Annotated in this window: 10 protein-coding genes and 1 pseudogene; 4 read left to right on the top strand and 7 right to left on the bottom strand. The window is 70.0% G+C overall.

Annotated features, from left to right (window positions below):
* Nucleotides 1-88: 88 nt before the first annotated feature.
* The 7 genes from OG519_RS01455 to OG519_RS01425 all read right to left on the bottom strand — a co-directional run bounded on the left by OG519_RS01455 (nucleotide 89) and on the right by OG519_RS01425 (nucleotide 11,354).
* Entirely contained in the window at nucleotides 89-4,198 is a 4,110-nt protein-coding gene (locus tag OG519_RS01455; protein WP_405577609.1) for a non-ribosomal peptide synthetase, read from the bottom strand.
* Between the two features lie 2 nt (nucleotides 4,199-4,200).
* The gene (locus OG519_RS01450) at nucleotides 4,201-5,661 is read right to left on the bottom strand and encodes an MFS transporter (RefSeq protein ID WP_405577607.1); all 1,461 of its coding nucleotides are present in this window, start codon (nucleotides 5,659-5,661) and stop codon (nucleotides 4,201-4,203) included.
* A 13-nt stretch (nucleotides 5,662-5,674) separates the two neighbouring features.
* Nucleotides 5,675-5,896 (bottom strand): hypothetical protein, encoded by a 222-nt coding sequence (locus OG519_RS01445; protein WP_405577605.1) that lies wholly within the window; start codon nucleotides 5,894-5,896, stop codon nucleotides 5,675-5,677.
* A gap of 105 nt (nucleotides 5,897-6,001) precedes the next feature.
* Nucleotides 6,002-6,832, bottom strand: a complete 831-nt coding sequence (locus OG519_RS01440; protein WP_405577603.1) for a homoserine O-succinyltransferase — start codon at nucleotides 6,830-6,832, stop codon at nucleotides 6,002-6,004.
* Nucleotides 6,829-8,280: a diaminobutyrate--2-oxoglutarate transaminase family protein gene (locus OG519_RS01435; RefSeq protein ID WP_405577601.1), complete on the bottom strand. Its 1,452-nt coding sequence runs from the start codon at nucleotides 8,278-8,280 to the stop codon at nucleotides 6,829-6,831. Before OG519_RS01435 ends, OG519_RS01440 begins: the two co-directional genes overlap by 4 nt.
* Nucleotides 8,281-8,292: 12 nt before the next feature.
* Nucleotides 8,293-9,645 (bottom strand): lysine N(6)-hydroxylase/L-ornithine N(5)-oxygenase family protein, encoded by a 1,353-nt coding sequence (locus OG519_RS01430; RefSeq protein ID WP_405577599.1) that lies wholly within the window; start codon nucleotides 9,643-9,645, stop codon nucleotides 8,293-8,295.
* A 641-nt stretch (nucleotides 9,646-10,286) separates the two neighbouring features.
* The gene (locus OG519_RS01425) at nucleotides 10,287-11,354 is read right to left on the bottom strand and encodes a glycoside hydrolase family 11 protein (protein WP_405577597.1); all 1,068 of its coding nucleotides are present in this window, start codon (nucleotides 11,352-11,354) and stop codon (nucleotides 10,287-10,289) included.
* A 532-nt stretch (nucleotides 11,355-11,886) separates the two neighbouring features.
* Here OG519_RS01425 and OG519_RS01420 point away from each other — a divergent pair.
* The 4 genes and pseudogenes from OG519_RS01420 (at nucleotide 11,887) to OG519_RS01405 (ending at nucleotide 18,766) form a co-directional block, all read left to right on the top strand.
* Nucleotides 11,887-12,632 (top strand): annotated as a pseudogene (locus OG519_RS01420) (FadR/GntR family transcriptional regulator).
* A gap of 406 nt (nucleotides 12,633-13,038) precedes the next feature.
* Complete coding sequence (locus tag OG519_RS01415; RefSeq protein WP_405592396.1) at nucleotides 13,039-14,469, top strand: lectin; 1,431 nt, start codon at nucleotides 13,039-13,041, stop codon at nucleotides 14,467-14,469.
* A 49-nt stretch (nucleotides 14,470-14,518) separates the two neighbouring features.
* Nucleotides 14,519-16,207: a glycoside hydrolase family 27 protein gene (locus tag OG519_RS01410; RefSeq protein WP_405577595.1), complete on the top strand. Its 1,689-nt coding sequence runs from the start codon at nucleotides 14,519-14,521 to the stop codon at nucleotides 16,205-16,207.
* A 147-nt stretch (nucleotides 16,208-16,354) separates the two neighbouring features.
* A complete protein-coding gene (locus OG519_RS01405) occupies nucleotides 16,355-18,766 on the top strand; it encodes a ricin-type beta-trefoil lectin domain protein (RefSeq protein WP_405577593.1) in 2,412 nt (803 codons plus the stop codon).
* Nucleotides 18,767-18,769 lie beyond the last annotated feature (3 nt).

The raw sequence follows: 18,769 nt of genomic DNA, 5'->3' as shown, positions 1-18,769 counted from the left end.
CCGGGCTCCGTACGACGGCGGTCCCGCGCCTCCCGGGACCGCCGCCGTCGGCGCTGTCTCCGTCGTCGTCGCCGTCGGAGGGCCCGCGCTACCGGATCGCCTCCGCTGCCGCGCGCACGCCCGGCGCGCGGAGGAACGAGTAGTGGTCACCGGGCACCCGCAGGGTGCGCGTGCCGGCGCCCAGGACGGCCTGCCAGCGCGCGGACAGGTCCGGCGAGCCGTCCGCGCCGACCACCACGGTCGGCGCCTTCGGAGCCACCGGCCGGTGGCCGCCGATCAGCGTCAAGTGGGCCCGGAACACCTCGAAGCGGGCCTCGATGTCCCGGCGGACCTCGTCCGGATCGCCGGAGCCGGCGGTGAGCTTGTCGCCCAGCCACCGCAACTGCTCGGCCACCGTGGCGGTCCGCCGGTCCGGCGGATCGCCCGCGTCCGGACCCAGCACCCGCGCCGCGTCGAGCACGAACTGCGCCGCCATGTCCTGCTGCGAGGCGTCCGAGACGTCGGCCGGCTCGATCGGGGTGTCGAGCAGCCCGACCAGCGCCACCTCCTCGCCGGACGCCTCGAACCTGCGGGCGATCTCCAGCGCCACCAGGCCGCCCATCGACCAGCCCGCCAGCCGGTACGGTCCGGTGGGCTGCGCGGCGCGGATGGCGTCGGTGTAGCTGGTCACCATGGCGTCCAGGTCCGCGGCGGGCACGCCGCCGGGGCGCACCCCGGCGGCCTCGACGCCGTACACCTGATAGCGGTCGGCCAACTCCTGGGCGAGGCCGACATACGGGAAGACGGTGCCGCCGACCGCGTGGACCAGGTACAGCGGCTCCGCACCGGGGCCGTCGGTCAGCGCCACCAGCGGCCCGGAGTCGCCGGCCGCGGCGGACGGCGACCCGCCGGCGGTCTCCACCGACGCCAGCAGCGCCGCGGCCTCCTCCTCGGAGAGCTGCGCCAGCTCGTCCAGGTCGATCTCGTCCAGGCCGGTGTCATCGAGCCCGTACTTCTTGGTCAGCGCCGAGGTGAGCTGGGCCGGGGTGGGCGCCAGGAAGATCGCGGTGACGTCGGTGTCGACGGCCAGGTCCTTGCGCAGCCGGGTGATGAGCTGCATGGCCTGCAAGGAGTTGCCGCCGAGGTCGAAGAAGTTGTTCTCGATGCCGACCCGCTCCAGGTTCAGCACGCTGGCGTACATGTCGACCAGCACCGTCTCCACCAGCGTCCGCGGCGGGACGTAGTCGGCCCCGGGGTCGACGCTGTCGGGTGACGGCAGCGCCGAGCGGTCGACCTTGCCGTTGGCGTTGAGCGGGAACCTCTCCAGGATCAGCAGGTGGGTGGGGACCATGAAGGCGGGCAGCGACTCGGCCAGATGCACCCGCAGCTCCGCCTGCGTGACGGCCGGGGCGTCCGGGGCGCTCCGGGCGTAGCCGACCAGGTTCTTCTGGCCCGCGCGGTCCTCCACGACCAGGATGGCCGCCTGCGCCACCGACGGGTGGGAGGCGAGCACCGCCTCGATCTCGCCCAGTTCGACCCGCAGGCCGCGGATCTTCACCTGGTCGTCGAAGCGGCCGAGGAACTGGAGATTCCCGTCGGGCAGCCGGCGCGCCAGGTCGCCGGTCTTGTACATCCTCGCTTCCGGTAACTCGCTGAACGGGTCGGTCACGAAGCGCTCCGCGGTCAGCTCGGGCCGGTTGAGGTAGCCGCGGGTGACTCCCGCGCCGCCGATGTGCAGTTCGCCCGCGACGCCGACCGGCACCGGGTTGAGGTGCTTGTCCAGCACGTAGGCGGTGTAGTTGGTCAGCGGCAGCCCGATCGGCGGCGGGTCGATGCCGTTGTCGTGGCACTCGGCCATGGTGGAGCCGACGGTCGTCTCGGTGGGGCCGTAGCCGTTGATGAAGCGCATACCGGGCCGGGCCCAGCTACGGACCAGTTCGGAGGAGAACGCCTCGCCGCCGGCGATGACCACCCGCAGACTGGGGAACTCCTCGTCGGCGAGCAGGTTGAGCACCGCGGGCGGCAGGCACATGAAGGTGATGCCCTCGCCGCGGATCAGCTCGGCGAGCCGGGGCGGCGACAGCAGCGTCTCGGGGGCGCCGAGCACCAGGGTCGCGCCGGACAGCAGCGCCCCGAACATGTCCAGCACCGACACGTCGAAGTTCAGCGAGGCGAACTGGAGCACCCGGTCGCCAGGGCCCAGCGGCCAGTGCTCGATCTCGGCGGTGGCGAAGTTGACGGCCTGGCGGTGCTCGACCACCACGCCCTTCGGCCGACCGGTCGAGCCCGAGGTGTAGATGACGTACGCGACGTTGAAAGGGGCGGCCGCCGCGGCGAGGTCCGAGCCGTCCAGCGCGGACAGCTCGGCCCAGTCCCGGTCCAGGGACAGCACCGCCACCGAACCGGTCGGCACCGCGGCCTCGCTGGCGTCATCGGTGACGACCACCGGCACCCGCGCGTCCTCGACCATGAAGGACAGCCGGTCGGCCGGGTAGTCCGGGTCGAGCGGCACATAGCCACCGCCGGCCTTCAAGATGCCCAGCAGGCCGGCCAGCCGCCGGGGCGATCGCTGGGTGCTGATCCCGACCAGCACCTCGGGGCCGACCCCGAGTTCGCGCAGCCGCCGGGCGATCCGGTTGGCCTGCGCGTTGAGTTCGGCGTACGTCACCGTGGCGCCGTCCAACTCCACCGCGATCGCGTCCGGGTGGGCGGCGACCCGCGCCTCGAACCTCTGGTGCAGATTCCCGTCGGGGAACTCCACCCGGGTGTCGTTCCACTCGACGATCTCCTGCCGCAGCTCCGCCTCGGTCAGGATCGGCAGCCGGGACAGGGGAGTGTCGGGAGCGGCCACGATCCCTTCGAGCAGCACCCGGAAGTGGCCGAGCAGCCGGCGGACGGTCGCCGCGTCGAACAGCGCCCTCGCGTAGGTGATGGCGACGTCCAGCCGGCCGGCCGTCTCGACGGCCGAGACCAGCAGGTCGAACTTGGCCGCCTCGCCCGTCAACTCCTCCGACGACCAGGTCAGTTCGGCGGCGGGCAGATCACGCTGCTGGTTGTCGGCGAGCATGAAGCCGACCTGGAAGAGCGGCGAGCGGCTGGGGTCGCGCGGCGCCCGCGCGGCCTCGACGATCTTGGCGAACGGCAGGTCCTGGTGGGCGTACGCGCCGACGGTGGCGGTCCGTACCCGCTCCAGCACCTCGGGGAAGGCCGGGTCGCCGGACAGGTCCACCCGGATCGGCAGGGTGTTGATCAAGTAGCCGATCAGGTTCTCCAGTTCGGGCCGTCCCCGGTTGGCGCTGACGGTGCCGACGACGATGTCGTCCTGACCGCTGTAGCGGTGCAGCAGCACATGGAAGGCGGCTATCAGCGTCATGAACAGCGTCGCGCCCTCGGCGCGGCCGAGCGAGGTGAGCGCCTCCAGCAGGGTGTCGCCGAAGTCGGCCGCCTCATTGGCTCCGTCGTAGGTCTGCACCAGCGGGCGGGGCCGGTCGGTGGGCAGTTGGAGCACCGAAGCGCCCGACAGCGTCTCCCGCCAGTAGGCGACCAGCTCGTCCAGCGTCTCGCCCCGCAGCCTGCCCCGCTCCCAGAGCGCGAAGTCGGCGTACTGCACCGGGAGTTCGGGCAGCGTCGAATCCCGGCCGACCGCGGCGGCCTCGTACAGCTCCGCCAGCTCGGCCAGCAGCACCGGGAAGGACCAGCCGTCGAAGACGGTGTGGTGCACGGTGACCACCAGCACGTGTGTGTCCTCGGCCAGCCGCAGCAGCAGCACCCGCAGCAGCGGGCCGCGGTCCAGCACGAACGGACGGGTCGCCTCCTCGACCGCGGCAGCGCGCCAGCGCTCCTCAAGCGTCTCGTCCGGTCCGTCCCGCAGATCCACGCTCGCGATCCGCACCGGAGCCGCAGCGTCGACCACCTGGCCGGGCCGGCTGTCGATGGTCACCAGCCGGGTCCGCAGCGCCTCGTGCCGCACCACCAGCGCGTCCAACGCGGCGCCGAGCGCCGCGCGGTCCAGCGGCCCGGCCATCCGGACCGCGCCGGCGATGTTGTACGTCGGCAGCCCGGGGGCCAACTGGTCGATGAACCAGAGCTGTTCCTGGCCGAAGGACAGCGGCAGCTCGTCGAGCCCCGCCGGGCGCCGGGGAATCCCGGCCGTCGGAGTGTTCGCGGTCCGCCGGCGGAGTTGGGCGGCCAGCAACGCCCGTTGGGTATGGGACAACATAATTACGCGTTCCTATCGTTCGCAGACACATTCGTCTGGGGTTCGGGTTCGGATGCCGCCAAGAGCGCCGAGGACGCCGAGGACGCCGAGGACGCTGAGGACGCCGACGACAGCGCCGGTTCGAAGTCGGGCGCCGGCTCCGACGCGAGACCCGGTTCACGCCCGGGTTCACGCCCCGGTTCGCGCGGGGGCTCGATCGGGCCGTCCGGCATCTCGCGCAGCCGGAAGACCGGGGAGAACGTCAGCCAGGCCACCGGGGCCGCGATCCCGATCACCCCGACGACCAGGGCCGCCCGCAGCCCGAACAGCGCGGCCAGCGAGCCGCCGAGCAGCGCGCCGATCGGCACCGTCCCGAACAGCACCAGGCGGTAACTGGCGTTCATCCGGCCGAGCAGCCGGGTCGGCGTGACCGTCTGACGCAGCGTCAGCGCGTTGATGTTGAAGATCGCCAGATTGAATCCGTGCACGGCCAGCGCGGCGCCGATCACCAGCAGGGACAGCGGGTCCGCCCCCTGCGGCGCCAGCAGCGCCAGCGGTGACACGCACGCGATGAGCGTGGACAGCCGCAGCGTCTGCCCGAAGCCGAGCCGGTCGCCGATCCGGGCGGCCAGCACCGCCCCCAGCAGCGCGCCCACCGAACCCGCGCCGACCACGAAACCGAGCTGGGTCGGACTGAGGCCGAGCACCCGGACCGCGTAGACCAGGAAGACGGTGGTCATCACGTTCTCGAACAGGTTGAACGTGGCGGACTGGGTGGCCAGGTGCCGCAGGATGCGGCTACCGATCACGGTCCGCAGTCCCTCGGCGATCGAGCTGAACACCGAGGGCTGCACCTCCGGCCGTTCCGGCGCCGGTTCGGTCCTGCGGATGCGTGACAGCGCGGTCGCCGACACCAGGTACGACACGGCGTCCACCGTCAGCGCGACCGGCGCGGACAGCGTCCCGACCAGGAACCCGGCCAGACCGGGCCCGGCGATGCCGGCCACCGAATAACTGACCGTGATCTTGCTGTTGGCCTCGGCGAGATGGCGCTTGTCCACCAGGCCGGGCACATAGGACAGGATCCCGATGTCGAAGAGCACGGTGAGCAGTCCCGCGGCGAAACCGACCGCGTAGAGCAGCGTCATCGACAGCAGATCGAACGCGTGCGCCAGCGGGATCAGGCCGATGAGGACCGCCCGGCCGAGATTGCTGACGATGAGGGTGGGCCGCCGCCGGCGCCGGTCGAACCACACCCCGGCGAACAGCGAGACGAGCACGAACGGCGCGTACCGGGCCATGTTCAGCAGCCCGATCCCGAAAGCCGTCGCGTGCAGGGTCAGGATCGCGGTGAGCGGCAGGGCCATGTCGGTCACCTGCGAACCCACCAGCGAGACCGTCTCCCCGCCCCACAGTTTGGTGAAATCCCTGTTGGCCAGGACGCCGCCCCGCCTGGCGTCCTGGCCCGTCTGAACCGTCGTCACGTCCTGCCTGCTCTCAGCTCGCTGTACCGGGAATCGAGGCCGCCGGTTCCGGGGCCTCCAAGGGGAGGTCGAACGCCTCGTGCGGCGCCCGCGCGGCCTCCTCGACCGAACCGGCGGTGATGTGGCACGAGACCCGGCTCGGCGTGCTGGTCACCAGCAGCGGACGGATCCCGCTGCCCGCCGGCGCGTCGAGGATCCGGGAGGTGATCACGGCCCGGTCGCCGACCTGATCCACGTGCCGCGATCGGTGGTGAACGACGACCGGACCTGGACGTCGATGTCGCACTCCGCCCGCCCCAGGGCGGCGGCCGGCGCGATCGCCGACGCGTCCCCGGCCCGTTCATCGGGCCGGCGCCCGGTCGTGCACCAGCCGGATCCAACTGGCGAAGAACGCCAGGCTGTGGCTGCGCCACTGGTTGACCGGGTGGTCGAGATCCACATGGGCCGGCGCCGGCACACCATCGACGCCCCGCGCGCGGTCGCGGCGGTACTCGTCCACCAGCCGGTGGGCGGTGTACTCGGGGTGGCCGATGTGCATGACCACCTGGTGATCGCGGGACTCGGCGATCACCGTGCCGGCCGGCCCGGCCGCGCGCGCCACCGCGCGGACCGTCCCCGAGGCGTCCAGCGCGTCGTCGTCGAAGCCGGCGAAACGGCTGTGCGTCGTCCAGAACCGGTCGTCCACCGCGGCGGCGATCGGGCCGTCGTCCACCAGCCGCTCGGTCGGGTACATCCCGGACACCTTGGTGGCATGGATCCGCGCCGGCAGTCCGAACAGCAGGTGGCCCACCCCGAGGGCGCCCCAGCACAGACCCAGGATCGGGGCGCCCTGCGCCGCGGTCGCCTGCACCATGTCGTCGAGTTCGGCCAGGAAGCGGACCTCCTCGAACGGCAGGTGCTCGACCGCCGCGCCACTGACGATCAGGCCGTCCAGCGGTGCCTGCGCGGTCGCCTCCTTGTAGGTGAGATAGTTCGCGGCGATGTGCTCCGGGTCGTCCAGGTGGTAGCGGCGGGTGGAGATCCGCAGCCACTGCGGCTCGAAGGGCCAGGCCGCGGCGAGCTGGGGCGTCAGCCACTTCTCGTACTGCTCGGCGTGCGGCATCAGATTGACGATGCCGACCCTTGGCAGGGCGCCGGGGGCGGCTTCGACCGACCGCGGCCTCGGGGTCACAGCGCCACCGCCCCGGTCAGTTCGGCCTCCACCGCGGCGATCGCGTCACGGATGACGACCAGCGCGTCGTCCACGGTCCGCCGCGAGACGTTCAGCGGCGGCAGCAGCCGCACCACCCGGTCCTCGCGACCGCCGAGTTCCAGGATCAGACCCGCCTTGAGCGCGGCGCGCTGCACCCGGGCGGCCACCTCGGTGGCGCCGACCGCGCCGTGGCCGGCCATCTCGACGCCGATCAGCAGGCCGAGACCGCGGACATCGTCCACCAGCGGGCTCTTCCGCTGGATCGCGGTCAGTTCGGTGAGCAGGTACTCGCCCTGGCCGCGCACGTTGGCCAGCACACCGTCGCGCTCCACCACGTCCAGGTAGGCGTTGGCGCTGGCGAAGGCGAGGTTGTTGCCGCGGAAGGTGCCGATGTGGCTGCCCGGCGCCCAGGTGTCCAGGTGCTTGCGGTACATGATCACCGACACCGGCAGGCCGAGCCCGGACAGGCCCTTGGACGCCACGACCACATCGGGCGTGATGCCGTACTGCTCGAAGGCGAACCAGGTGCCGGTGCGTCCGCAGCCGGTCTGCACCTCGTCCACGATCAGCGGGATGTCCAGTGCGCGGGTCACCTCCGCGATCCGCCGGACGAAATCGGGCCGCGCCGGAATCGCCCCGCCCTCGCCCTGGACCAGTTCGAGGATCACCGCGGCCGGCAACTGCACCCCTCCGTGCGTGTCGGTCAGCGTGTTGACCAGCACCTCGGCGCAGTTGGTCGAGCAACTCGCGGGGGAGAGGTTGACCGGGCAGCGGTGGCAGTACGAGTAGGGGGCGAAGTGGATCCCCGGCAGCAGATTGTGCAGGCCGGTCTTCGGCTGGTGTTCCGAGGTCAGGGACATCGCGCCCTGGGTCGAGCCGTGGTAGGCGCCCTGGAACGCCACGACGGTGCCGCGGCCGGTCGCCTTCTTGCAGAGCTTGATCGCCGCCTCCACACCGTCGGAGCCGGTCGGCCCGCAGAAGTGGATCTTGACGTCGTCGCGCAGGCGCTCCGGCAGCATGGCCAGTTGGCGGCGCTTGAACTCCTCGCGGACCGGGGTCGGGAAGTCCAGCCCGTGGGTGAGCCTCGGCAACTGCTCGTTGACCGCGGCGATCAGGTCGGGGTGGTTGTGGCCCAGGGCCAGCACGCCCGCCCCGGTGAGGAAGTCGATGTAGCGGCGGCCGTCGACATCGGTGATGTACGAGCCGGCCGCCTCGGCGATCGCCACCGGCAGGCGGCGCGGATAGGTCCTGGCGTTGGACTCGGTGTCGGCCTGACTGGCGAGCAGCAGCAGCCCGTTGGGGCCGGGGACGGATAAGTCGGACAGGTCGGTGAGATCGGCCGGGGCGGCCGCCGGGGCGGGTACCGGTACGGGAGCGGGCGCCGCCGCGGACTCGGGTTCGGGTGCGATGGTGCCGAGCGTCTGCATGGCGGTCCCCCCTCAGATTCCGAAGCCGGGCTGCCGCGCGGCACCGACCAGGTCGGCGTCGTCGTCCCCGGTCTTCGCGAGACGGTCCCGCAGACTCTCCACGATCGCCTTCGAGCGCAGCGCCAGCAGGCTGAACGAGCCCGCGTCGCCGAGCCCGTGGGTCGACTCGCACAGCCCGTTGACGAAGATCGGCGGTACGCCCCGCAGCTCCGGGTCGGGAACCACGCTGTAGTCGTAACCGACCGAAAGCGGCCGGTCCGCGGTCACCCCGAGCGCCTCGCTGAGATCCGACAACAGCGGCGGAAGCTGCTCGGTGCGGCCGGTGATCCCCAGATCGAGGTAGCCGGTGGCCAGGACGGCGCGGTCGGCGGTCAGCCGCTCGCGCTCACCGGTGATGCGCTCGGTCAGGTCGAAGGTGACGCCCCCGGCGCCGGCCCGGGCCGCGGTGATGAGCCGGTTGGTGCGCAGCGACACGCGCTGACGGCCGTCCAACTCGTCCTCGTACATCCGCAGGTAGAGCGCGTCGATGACGTCGGCGTCGGCGGCGGAGTAGTTCGTCGGACGCAGTTGCGAGCGCAGCCGCTGCTTGCCCTCCTCCGACGCGTGGTAGTAGTAGTCGACGAACTCCGGGAAGTAGACCTCCTCGGAGAACGGGCTGGTGTCCTTGAGCCGGTAGCCGTAGCCCGACATCACGTTCACGATCCGCGCCGCGGGGAACCGGCCGACCAGGTCGAGCACCACCTCGACCGCGCTCTGACTGGCGCCGACCACGGCGAGCGTGCCGGTGTAGCCGGCGTCCAGGTCGGCGATGCCGGGCAGGTACTGCGAGGTGTGGAACACCCGCTGCGACATCGCCGGCGCGAAGACCGCCGGGATGTTCGGGGTACGGCCGGGCGCCACCACGATGGAGCGACCGTGGTAGACCTCGCCGGCCGCGGTGGTGACCTCGACCGACCGCTCGACGCCGACACCCTCGACGCGTTCCGGACTGTCGACCAGCGCGATCCGGGTCACTTCCCGGTCGTAGTCGACGTCCACCGACACGTTCTCGGCGACCCACTGGATGTAGCGGGCGTACTCCTTGCGGAGCGGGAAATGGCTGGGCAGGTTGAGGTGTTTGAAGAGCCGGCCCTGCTCGTGCAGGTAGTTGATGAACGTATAGCGGCTTCTCGGATTCCGCGGTGTCACCAGATCTCGGACCGGGTTGTTCTGGATGTCGGATCCGTCAAGCAGCATGGTGCGCTGCCAGAACGGGCCCGGCGCCTTCTCCAGGAACTTGACGCGCGCGTTCGGCCACAGCTCCTCAAAGGCTATGGCGACGGCTACGTTCGCAGGTCCGAACCCCACACAGATAACGTCGTACACGTAATGACCCCCATTGATCGCTGGCAGTTTGAGGCGCACGTATGCCCCTGCCCACAAAGCGGTTCCCCGGTTCTCCCTGGTTCGGTCCAAGGGCAGCAGGGAATGCGGCCTGTGCGCCTTCTGGCGTTTGGCGAACTGTGTCTGCAAAGACGAAAGCGCGGAACCGGTGAGCCGTTTATCGACCAGGAGAAAGTCTTGCTTCGCGCTGCCGGGCTGTCAAACGTGCGGCCGGTCAAGCGGAGTTGTCGTTTTTTTTGGCGATGGGTCCCTTTACGCGGGGTCCATGGCGGCGGCAAAGTGCGGCCCGCGGATCTGGTGCGGATGGGACGGGGGAGTTTATCGTGACGTGTGTTTCGTGTGTTTGATAAGGGAGGCCCGCGGCCGGCTTCGGCCGGGAATCCGGGCGGGCGCAAGGAGGCCTACCGGCGGCTGTGGAACGTCGGCGGGTTTCCGGGGTGCGGAAAATCCCCAGTTGGTCAACCGCGGATGTGTGGTAAAGAGCGGCGCTCGCAACTCGGCCCGGCGGCCGGTCTCGGTGGACGTGCCGCGCCCACCGTGCCGGGGGCACGGTGGGCGCGGTCCTGTCCTCCGCGGTCGGCGTTGTGCCGGTGGCGCGGATCCAGTTGGGGGAGTGCCGGGGATCAGCTCGGAGAGCAGGAGAAGGACGGCCAGGTCGTCGAGCCGTTCTTCTGTATCGTCAGCCCCCAGTTGCTTCCGCTACCGTTGGATTTGGCGACCAACTGCTGGGCGGTCGGGTAGCTGGCGCTGATGTTCCAGGTCGCCATGACCTTCTCGGGCGAGGGGACGTTCACCGTCACCGTCCAGCTACTGGAGCCGGAGACCGAGACATTGAGGTTGTAACGGTCACTCCACTGGTCGCCGGCCGTCACGTTGGCCGTGCAGCTACCACCGGATCCGCCGCCCGTTCCGCCGCCGGTCGTCGTACCGCCTGTTCCGCCGCCGGTCGTCGTACCGCCCGTTCCGCCGCCGCCGGAACCGATCGTGATGTTGGAGCTGCCGCTGCTCTGGTAACCCTCGGTCGCGAGGATCTGGTAGTTGTAGCTGCCCAGGTTCATGCCGTGGCTGGCCCACGCGTCAAAGTGGTTGCCGGTGGTGATGGTGCCGCCGGTCCGCCTCGACTGCCGGACGCTCCAGTACTGGTTGAAAGTCGAACTGTTGCCCTCGATCGAGGGGGCGTTGACGCGCTGGGTCTCGTAGATGTCGTACGTGCCGCCGTCGCTGGTGACAGTGCCCTTGTAGCTGCCCGTCGGCCGGTACGAGCCGTAGTTGTCGACGATGTAGTACTCGACCAGCGGGTTCGTCGTCCAGCCGTAGAGCGACAGGTACGCGTTGCCGGAGGTGTTGAAGCTGCCGGAGTAGTTGACCGTCTGCCGGCCGCCGTTGCTCCAGCCCTTGCCCGCCACGAAGTTGGCCACGTTGTTGAACGTGGTGCTGTACTGGCCGCCGGATCCCAGGGTCATCGAGGCCTGGCCGCTGTTCTGGCTCCAGAACGAGTAGAAGTAACCGTTGTTGTTACCGGTCCCGTTCGAGGAGACGACCGTATCGGCATGGGCGGTGCCCGGGAGGATCAGGGCCGCCACGCCGATCAACGCGATGGTGCAGAAACCGCTGAGAAGCAGCCGGAGCCGGCTGAACGCTCGTAAGCGCCCGCCTGTGCGGCTCATCGGCCGGGTGGGGGGATGGGTCATGAGCGTGCTTCCTCCTTGTGAAGGCTGTCGTGGGGCGCCGCGAAGCGTCCGCTGTGCCGCCACCTGCGCGCCGGCGGGCCGGCGTCGTGCGCTGCGGCCGGGCGGCCGGCCGCCGGTCGACCCGGCCGCGGAGGTGGCCCGGATCGACAGATGCTCTGCTCTCTCAACTGGCGACAGTGTTGAACCAGCTATCTGCACTGTCAACAGTTTCGGCAAGACGACCGAAAGCTTCGATCGCTTCATGCAGGGGTGCTTGCGGTAATTTTCGCAGCTCATGTCGGTCGGTCCGGCCGCCAAATCGTGCCCGCTCGACGCAAGCGTGAGGTGAGGCCGCGGTTGGAGTTCGAAACTTTCGGTACATCTCCCGGAGATATCCGGGCGCCGCGTGACCGCCGTCGCCCACCGCGCCGCCCGGGCGGCCCGTCCGCCTCCGCGGCCGGCGGTCTGCCACGTCGCCCCCCCGCGCTCTGCTGCTGACATGGGATGTCCTGTTAGGCTTCCCGCCGCGGCAGCGGGAAGCGGGGGCCGATCGATGTCATTGACCGACGGGGCCATCAGACGCATCAGAGAGCTGATCCGGTCGGGTGAACTCCCGCCCGGCGCCAAACTGCCGCCGGAACAGCAACTGGCCTCCGCGCTCGGTATCTCGCGCAACCTGACCCGGGAAGCGGTCAAGGCGCTGGCGGTGGCACGCGTGCTGGAGATCAGGCGCGGGGACGGCACCTATGTGACGAGCCTGGAGCCGGCGCTGCTGCTGGAGGGCCTGGGCCTGGCGGTGGAACTGCTGCGCGGCGAGACCCTGCTGGAACTGACCGAGATCCGCCGGATGTTCGAACCCGCGGCGACGGCACTGGCCGCCCGCCGGATCTCGGACGGGGCCCTGGCCGAGGTCAGAGGACACCTGGACGCGATGACCGGCGCCCGCGACGACGTGGAGTCGCTCAACCGGCACGATGCCGCTTTCACCGCGCCGTGGTCTCGGCCACCGGGAACAGCACGCTGACCAGCCTGCTGGAAGGCATCTCCAGCCGCACGGTGCGCGCGCGGGTCTGGCGCGGCCTGGTCGAGAGCAACGCCGCCGACCGCACGATCGCCGAACACGAGGCGATCTACGCGGCGCTGGCCGCCCGGGACCCGGCCGTGGCCGAGGCCGCCGCCCTCCTGCACGTGAACACCACCGAGCAGTGGCTGCGCTCGCATGTGGAGCGCCACGAGTCTGCCGGCGACCCGTGGCAGGACGGCCGCCGCGAGCCCATCTCTGCCCCAATTTCCGGGTGATCACACCTGCCGCTGCCGCCGGGTGACCCGGGGGCGCCGGAGGTCGCGGTTGGAAAGACAAGGGACGCACGGGTCTGGACAGCGACCAGTCCCGGGCCTATAGATTCATCCCATGTCCGCCGGTCGCTTTTCGCGGCCCTCGCAGCGGACGTGTCGCGCTCTCGCGATCCTCCGATCGGTCGAATGAGGGGAAAGATCTGGACCGTCCGAAGTTAGCGCTAACAATAAGCGGATCCGGCGCCCCGCGAACGGCAGCGATCAGGCGTTTCCCGGCGGACGGGAACAGCCCTCCCTGCCGCCCTTCCCCCCACATTCCAAGGGACAGCCAATGAAGTCTTCCTCCCTCGCAGCTCGGAGCCGGGCCTCCCGCCGGTCCCGCTCACCGGTGGCCGCCGTCGTCAGCGTGATGGCCCTGCTGGCCACCTTGCTGGTGACCGCGATCACCTGGTCGGCCCCGGCCTCGGCGGTCACCGCGCCGCTGGTCGGCTCGGCGTCCGGGAGGTGTCTGGACGTCAAGGGCGGCGCCGACACCCCGGGAAGCACACTGCAGATCTGGGACTGCAACGGTCAGGCGAACCAGGCTTTCGAGTTCACCTCCGCAGGGGAACTGCGCACGATGAGCGGCACCCGGTGCGTGGACGCCTCCAACGGGCAGACGGCGCCCGGAACCGCAGTGATCATTTGGACCTGCAACGGGCAGTCCAACCAGACCTGGCGGCAGAACTCCGACGGCTCGATCACCGGGGTCCAGTCAGGGCTGTGCCTCGACGCCAACGGGGCGGGCACCGCCAACGGGACCGCCGTCATCCTGTGGACGTGCAACGGACAGAGCAACCAGCGGTGGAGCTCTTCGACGACTCCGCCGACGGGCGGTTCCGCTCCGTGCGACATCTACGCGGCCGGCGGTACGCCGTGCGTGGCCGCGCACAGCACGGTGCGCGCGCTGTTCAGCTCCTACACCGGCCGGCTGTACCAGGTCAGGCGCTCGTCCGACAGCGCGACCAGGGACATCACGGTACTCGCCGCCGGCGGCAACGCGAACGCCGCCGCGCAGGACTCGTTCTGCTCGGGTACCTCCTGTGTGATCACGGCCGTCTACGATCAGTCCGGCCATGGCAATGACCTGTGGTATCAGGGATCGTCCCAGGTACCGGGATCGAGTCAGAGCAGCCCGGCCGCCGCGACCACCGAGTCGCTGACCGCCGGCGGCACCAAGGCGTACTCGCTGTACATCAATCCCGGGAACAGCTACTGGCGGGACGGCCATCTGACCGGCGTCCCGACCGGGACCGCTCCGGAGGGCGCCTACATGGTGACCAGCGGCACGCACGTCAACAGCGGTTGCTGCTTCGACTACGGCAACAGCGAGACGGACCGGAAAGCGGACGCCGCCGGCGCGATGGACGCCATCAACTTCGGCAAGCAGTGCTGGTTCGGCGGCTGCTCGGGCACCGGCCCGTGGGTGCAGGCGGATCTCGAATGGGGCCTGTACCCCGGCGGCAGCCAGTCCTGGAACGCCAACCAGCGCGCGTTCACCAGCAAGTTCGTCACCGCGATGCTGAAGAACAACGGCACGTCCAGATTCGCCCTCAAGGGGGCGAACGCACAGTCGGGCAGCCTCAGCACGCTCTGGGACGGCGCTCTGCCCAGCGGGTACAACCCGATGAAGAAGCAGGGAGCCATCGTCCTGGGCAGCGGCGGTGACTGCTGCAAGCCCGGAGGCGGCGCCAACCTCAGCGCCGGCACCTTCTACGAGGGCGCCATCGTCGCGGGCTACCCCTCCGACGCCACGGACAACGCGGTGCAGGCCAACATCACCGCGGCGGGCTACCGCTGAGTTCCGGGACGGTCCGTTTCCCCCCATCCGGCCGAGGAGTCGATGCGTCATGTCCCTGATCCTTTTTCCAGCCAGGCGGTGGTCTCCGCCCTCGCCGCGAACGGCGTTCCGCAGACTGCTGGCACTGGTCTGCTCACTGGTCCTGTCGGCTGTCGCCGTTCCCCTGCTCGCGCTCGGCGCGGCGGCCCCCGCCGCCGCGCTGGGCAACGGTCTCGCCCTGACTCCGCAGATGGGTTTCAACGACTGGAACGCCTACGGGTGCAATGTGTCGGAGTCGTTGATCAAGTCCACGGCGCAGGCGATGCATTCCAACGGCATGCAGGCGGCCGGCTACACCTATGTCAACATCGACGACTGCTGGATGACCCACTCCCGGGACAGCAGTGGCCGACTGGTACCGGATCCGTCGAAGTTCCCCGACGGGATCAAGGGCACGGCCGACTACGTACACTCGCTTGGCCTGAAGCTGGGCATCTACGAGGACGCGGGGCTCCAGACCTGCGGCGGGTACCCCGGCAGCCTCGGCCATGAGAGCACCGACGCGCAGTCCTTCGCGTCCTGGGGCGTGGACTACCTCAAGTACGACAACTGCTACGCCGGCCCGGGCTGCGCGCTGAACAGCTGCTCCAACGGCAGCGAAACGCCGGCCCAGACGCGGTACACCGTGATGCGGGACGCGCTGGCGTCGACGGGTCGGCCGATCCTGTTCAGCCTGTGCAACTGGGGCCAGGACAACCCGTGGAGCTGGGGCGCGGGGGTGGGGAACAGCTGGCGCACCACGGGTGACATCAACGCGAGTTTCTCCAGCATGCTCTCGATCTTCCACAGCAACGTGGGGCTGGCCTCCTACGCCGGTCCGGGTCACTGGAACGATCCGGACATGCTGGAGGTCGGAAACGGTTCGCTGACCGTGACGGAGGCCCGTTCGGAGTTCAGCCTGTGGTCGGAGATGGCGGCGCCGCTGATCGCGGGCACCAACATCGCGTCGGCGAGTGCCGCCACGCTGGCCACGCTGACCAACACGCGGGTGATCGCGGTGGACCAGGACTCGCTGGGCCGGCAGGGCACCATGGTGTCCTCCTCCGGCGGTCTGGACGTGCTGGCCAAGCCGCTGGCGGGCGGTGATGTGTCGGTCGCGCTGTTCAACGAGACCGGGTCGACCGCGACCATCACCACGAACGCCGCGGCTATCGGCAAGTCCGGCGCGTCCAGTTACACCCTGACCGATCTGTGGTCGGGGGCGGTGTCGGCCACCTCGGGAGCGATCAGCGCATCGGTGCCGGCGCACGGCACGGTGATGTACCGGGTGGCCGGCGGTACGACCGGCGGCGGTACGGGCACGGCGACCGGCGCGCTGCACGCGGTGGGCGCGGGCAAGTGCCTGGATGTCCCGAACTCGTCCACCACCGCGGGCACCCAGCCGCAGATCTGGGACTGCAACGGCCAGGCCAACCAGACCTGGACCAGCAACTCCGCCCATCAGCTCACCGTCTACTCCGGTGGCTCGCAGCTCTGCCTCGACGCGTACAACAACCAGACCACCGCCGGAACCAAGGTGGTGACCTGGCCGTGCAACGGCGGGCTGAACCAGCAGTGGACGCTCAATTCCAGCGGCGCGATCACCAGCGCGCAGTCCGGCCTGTGCCTGGACGTCACCGGCGGCTCGACGGCCAACGGCGCGCTGGCCGAACTGTGGACCTGCAACGGGCAGCCCAACCAGCGGTGGTCGCTGAACTGAGCCAGCGGCGCTCGTCCGATCCGAGCGGCGCTCGATCCCGCGCCCGGCGTACTCCCCGCCGCCGGGCGCGGCGATCGGCCGCGCGCTCGCCGGGCCGCGGCCGGTCATCCCGCACCGAGTTCTGCTCCGCCAGCGAGAGGATGCCTCATGTCAGTCTTCCGTCGATTGCGGCGGCACCTGCGGCTTTCGACAGCCGTACTCACCGGTCTGGTCCTGGCCGCCGCCGGCGGCGTCGTGGCCACGGCCGCCGGGCCCGCCCAGGCCGCGACCTCGATCACGATCAACGGTACGTCGTCGGGGCGGGTGTTCGACGGGGTCGGCGCGATCAGCGGTGGCGGTGGCAACAGCCGGCTGCTGATCGACTATCCCGAGCCCCAGCGCGGCCAGATCCTGGACTATCTGTTCAAGCCGGGTTACGGCGCCTCCCTGCAGATCCTCAAGGCCGAGATCGGCGGAGACACCAACTCCACCTCGGGGGCCGAGCCGAGCATCGAGCACACCCGCGGCACCGTGAACTGCAACGCCGGCTACGAATGGTGGCTGATGGGGCAGGCGAAGGCGCGCAATCCCAATGTGAAGCTCTACGGGCTCGCCTGGGGCGCGCCCGGCTGGATCGGCGGCGGGAACTTCTGGTCCACGGACACCATCAACTACCTGCTGTCCTGGCTCGGCTGCGCGAAGCAGCACAACCTGAGCATCGACTATCTCGGCGGGTGGAACGAGCGCGGCTACAACATCGCCTGGTACGAGCAGTTGCGCACCGCGCTGAACAGCAACGGCTACGGCGCCATCAAGATCGTCGCGGCGGACTCGGACTGGTCGGTGGCCAACGACGTCGACTCCAATCCGGCGTTCGCCGCCGCGGTGGGCATCCTCGGCACGCACTATCCGTGCGGATACCGCTCCGCCCAGACCAACTGCGCGGTCCCGTCGGCCGCCACCTCGTCCGGCAAACAGCTCTGGGCGAGCGAGAACGGCTCCGACGACTACAACGGCGGAGCGCAGGCGCTGGCCCGGGGCATCAACCGGGGCTACATCGACGGCCGTATGACCGCCTATCTGAACTGGCCCGTCGTGGCCGCGATCACCCCCAACCTGCCCTATCCCACGATGGGCGTCGCGCTGGCCGCGCAGCCGTGGTCCGGCTCCTACGCGATCGGCAAGAACGCCTGGGTCACCGCGCAGACCACCCAGTTCACCGCCCCGGGCTGGCACTACCTCGACAGTTCGAGCGGATACATCGGCGGCAGCCGGAACAACGGCAGCTATGTCTCCCTCAAGTCGACGAACAACTCCGACTATTCGACGGTCATCGAGACGATGGACGCCGGCAGTGCTCAGACGCTGAACTTCAGCGTGGCCGGCGGACTGTCCACCGGGACCGTGCACGTCTGGTCGACGAAGGTCAACTCCTCCAACCAGGCCGACTACTTCGTCCACGCCGCGGACATCACGCCGTCGGGCGGCAGCTTCAGCCTGACCGCCCAGCCCGGTTACGTGTACACCCTGACCACCACCACCGGCCAGGGCAAAGGCACCGCCACCAGTCCCGCCTCAGGCAACCTCGGCCTTCCCTACAGCGACTCCTTCGACAGCTACGCCACCGGTTCCGAGGCGAAATACCTCATGGACTGGCAAGGCGCCTTCGAGACGGTCTCCTGCGGCGGCGGCCGTACCGGCACCTGCGTACGCCAGATGAGCCCGCAAAAGCCGATCACCTGGGACGCGCTGTCCGATCCGCACGCCCTCCTCGGTGACGTGAGCTGGAGCAACTACACCGTCTCCTCGGACGTGCTGCTCGAACAGTCCGGATACGCCGACCTGATCGGCCGCGCCAACTCCCAGGACTACAGCAGCACCGGCGGGCTGAACGCCTACCGCCTGCGGGTGAGCGACACCGGAGCCTGGTCGATCCTCAGCTCGAGCACCAACGGCAGCGTCACGACCCTCGCCCACGGCACGGTCACAGCGCTGGGCACCGGCCGGTGGCACTCGCTGGCACTGTCCTTCGCCGGCAACACCGTCGCCGCCGTCATCGACGGTTCACCGGTCGGTTCGGTGACCGACTACACCTACGCCGGCGGCCAGATCGGCTACGGGACCAGCCAGGGTGAGACGGCGCAGTTCGACAACCTGTCCATCAAGCCCGGCAGCGGGGGAAGCGGTGGCGGCACGGTCGCGGCGATCGTCGGGACCGCCTCCGGCCGGTGCGTGGACGTGCCGAACCAGGCGCAGACGGCCGGCACCCAGGTGGAACTCTGGGACTGCAACGGCGGGGCCAACCAGCAATGGACGACGACCTCGGCCAACGAGCTGCGCATCTACGGCGGGGACTGCCTGGACGCCGCGGGACAGGGCACAAGCCCCGGCACCAAGGTGGACATCTGGAACTGCGACGGTGGTGCCAACCAGAAGTGGTCGGTCAACGCCAACGGCACCATCACCGGCACCCAGTCCGGCCTGTGCCTGGACGCCACCGGCGCCGGGACGGCGAACGGCACCCTGCTGGAGCTGTGGACCTGCAACGGCAGCGGCAACCAGAAGTGGACGCACAACTGATGG

It is taken from the genome of Streptomyces sp. NBC_01190, assembly GCF_045039895.1.
Taxonomy (GTDB): domain Bacteria; phylum Actinomycetota; class Actinomycetes; order Streptomycetales; family Streptomycetaceae; genus Actinacidiphila.
Note: the sequence above shows the minus strand (reverse complement) of the source record. Positions and strands in the feature narration are given on the sequence as shown.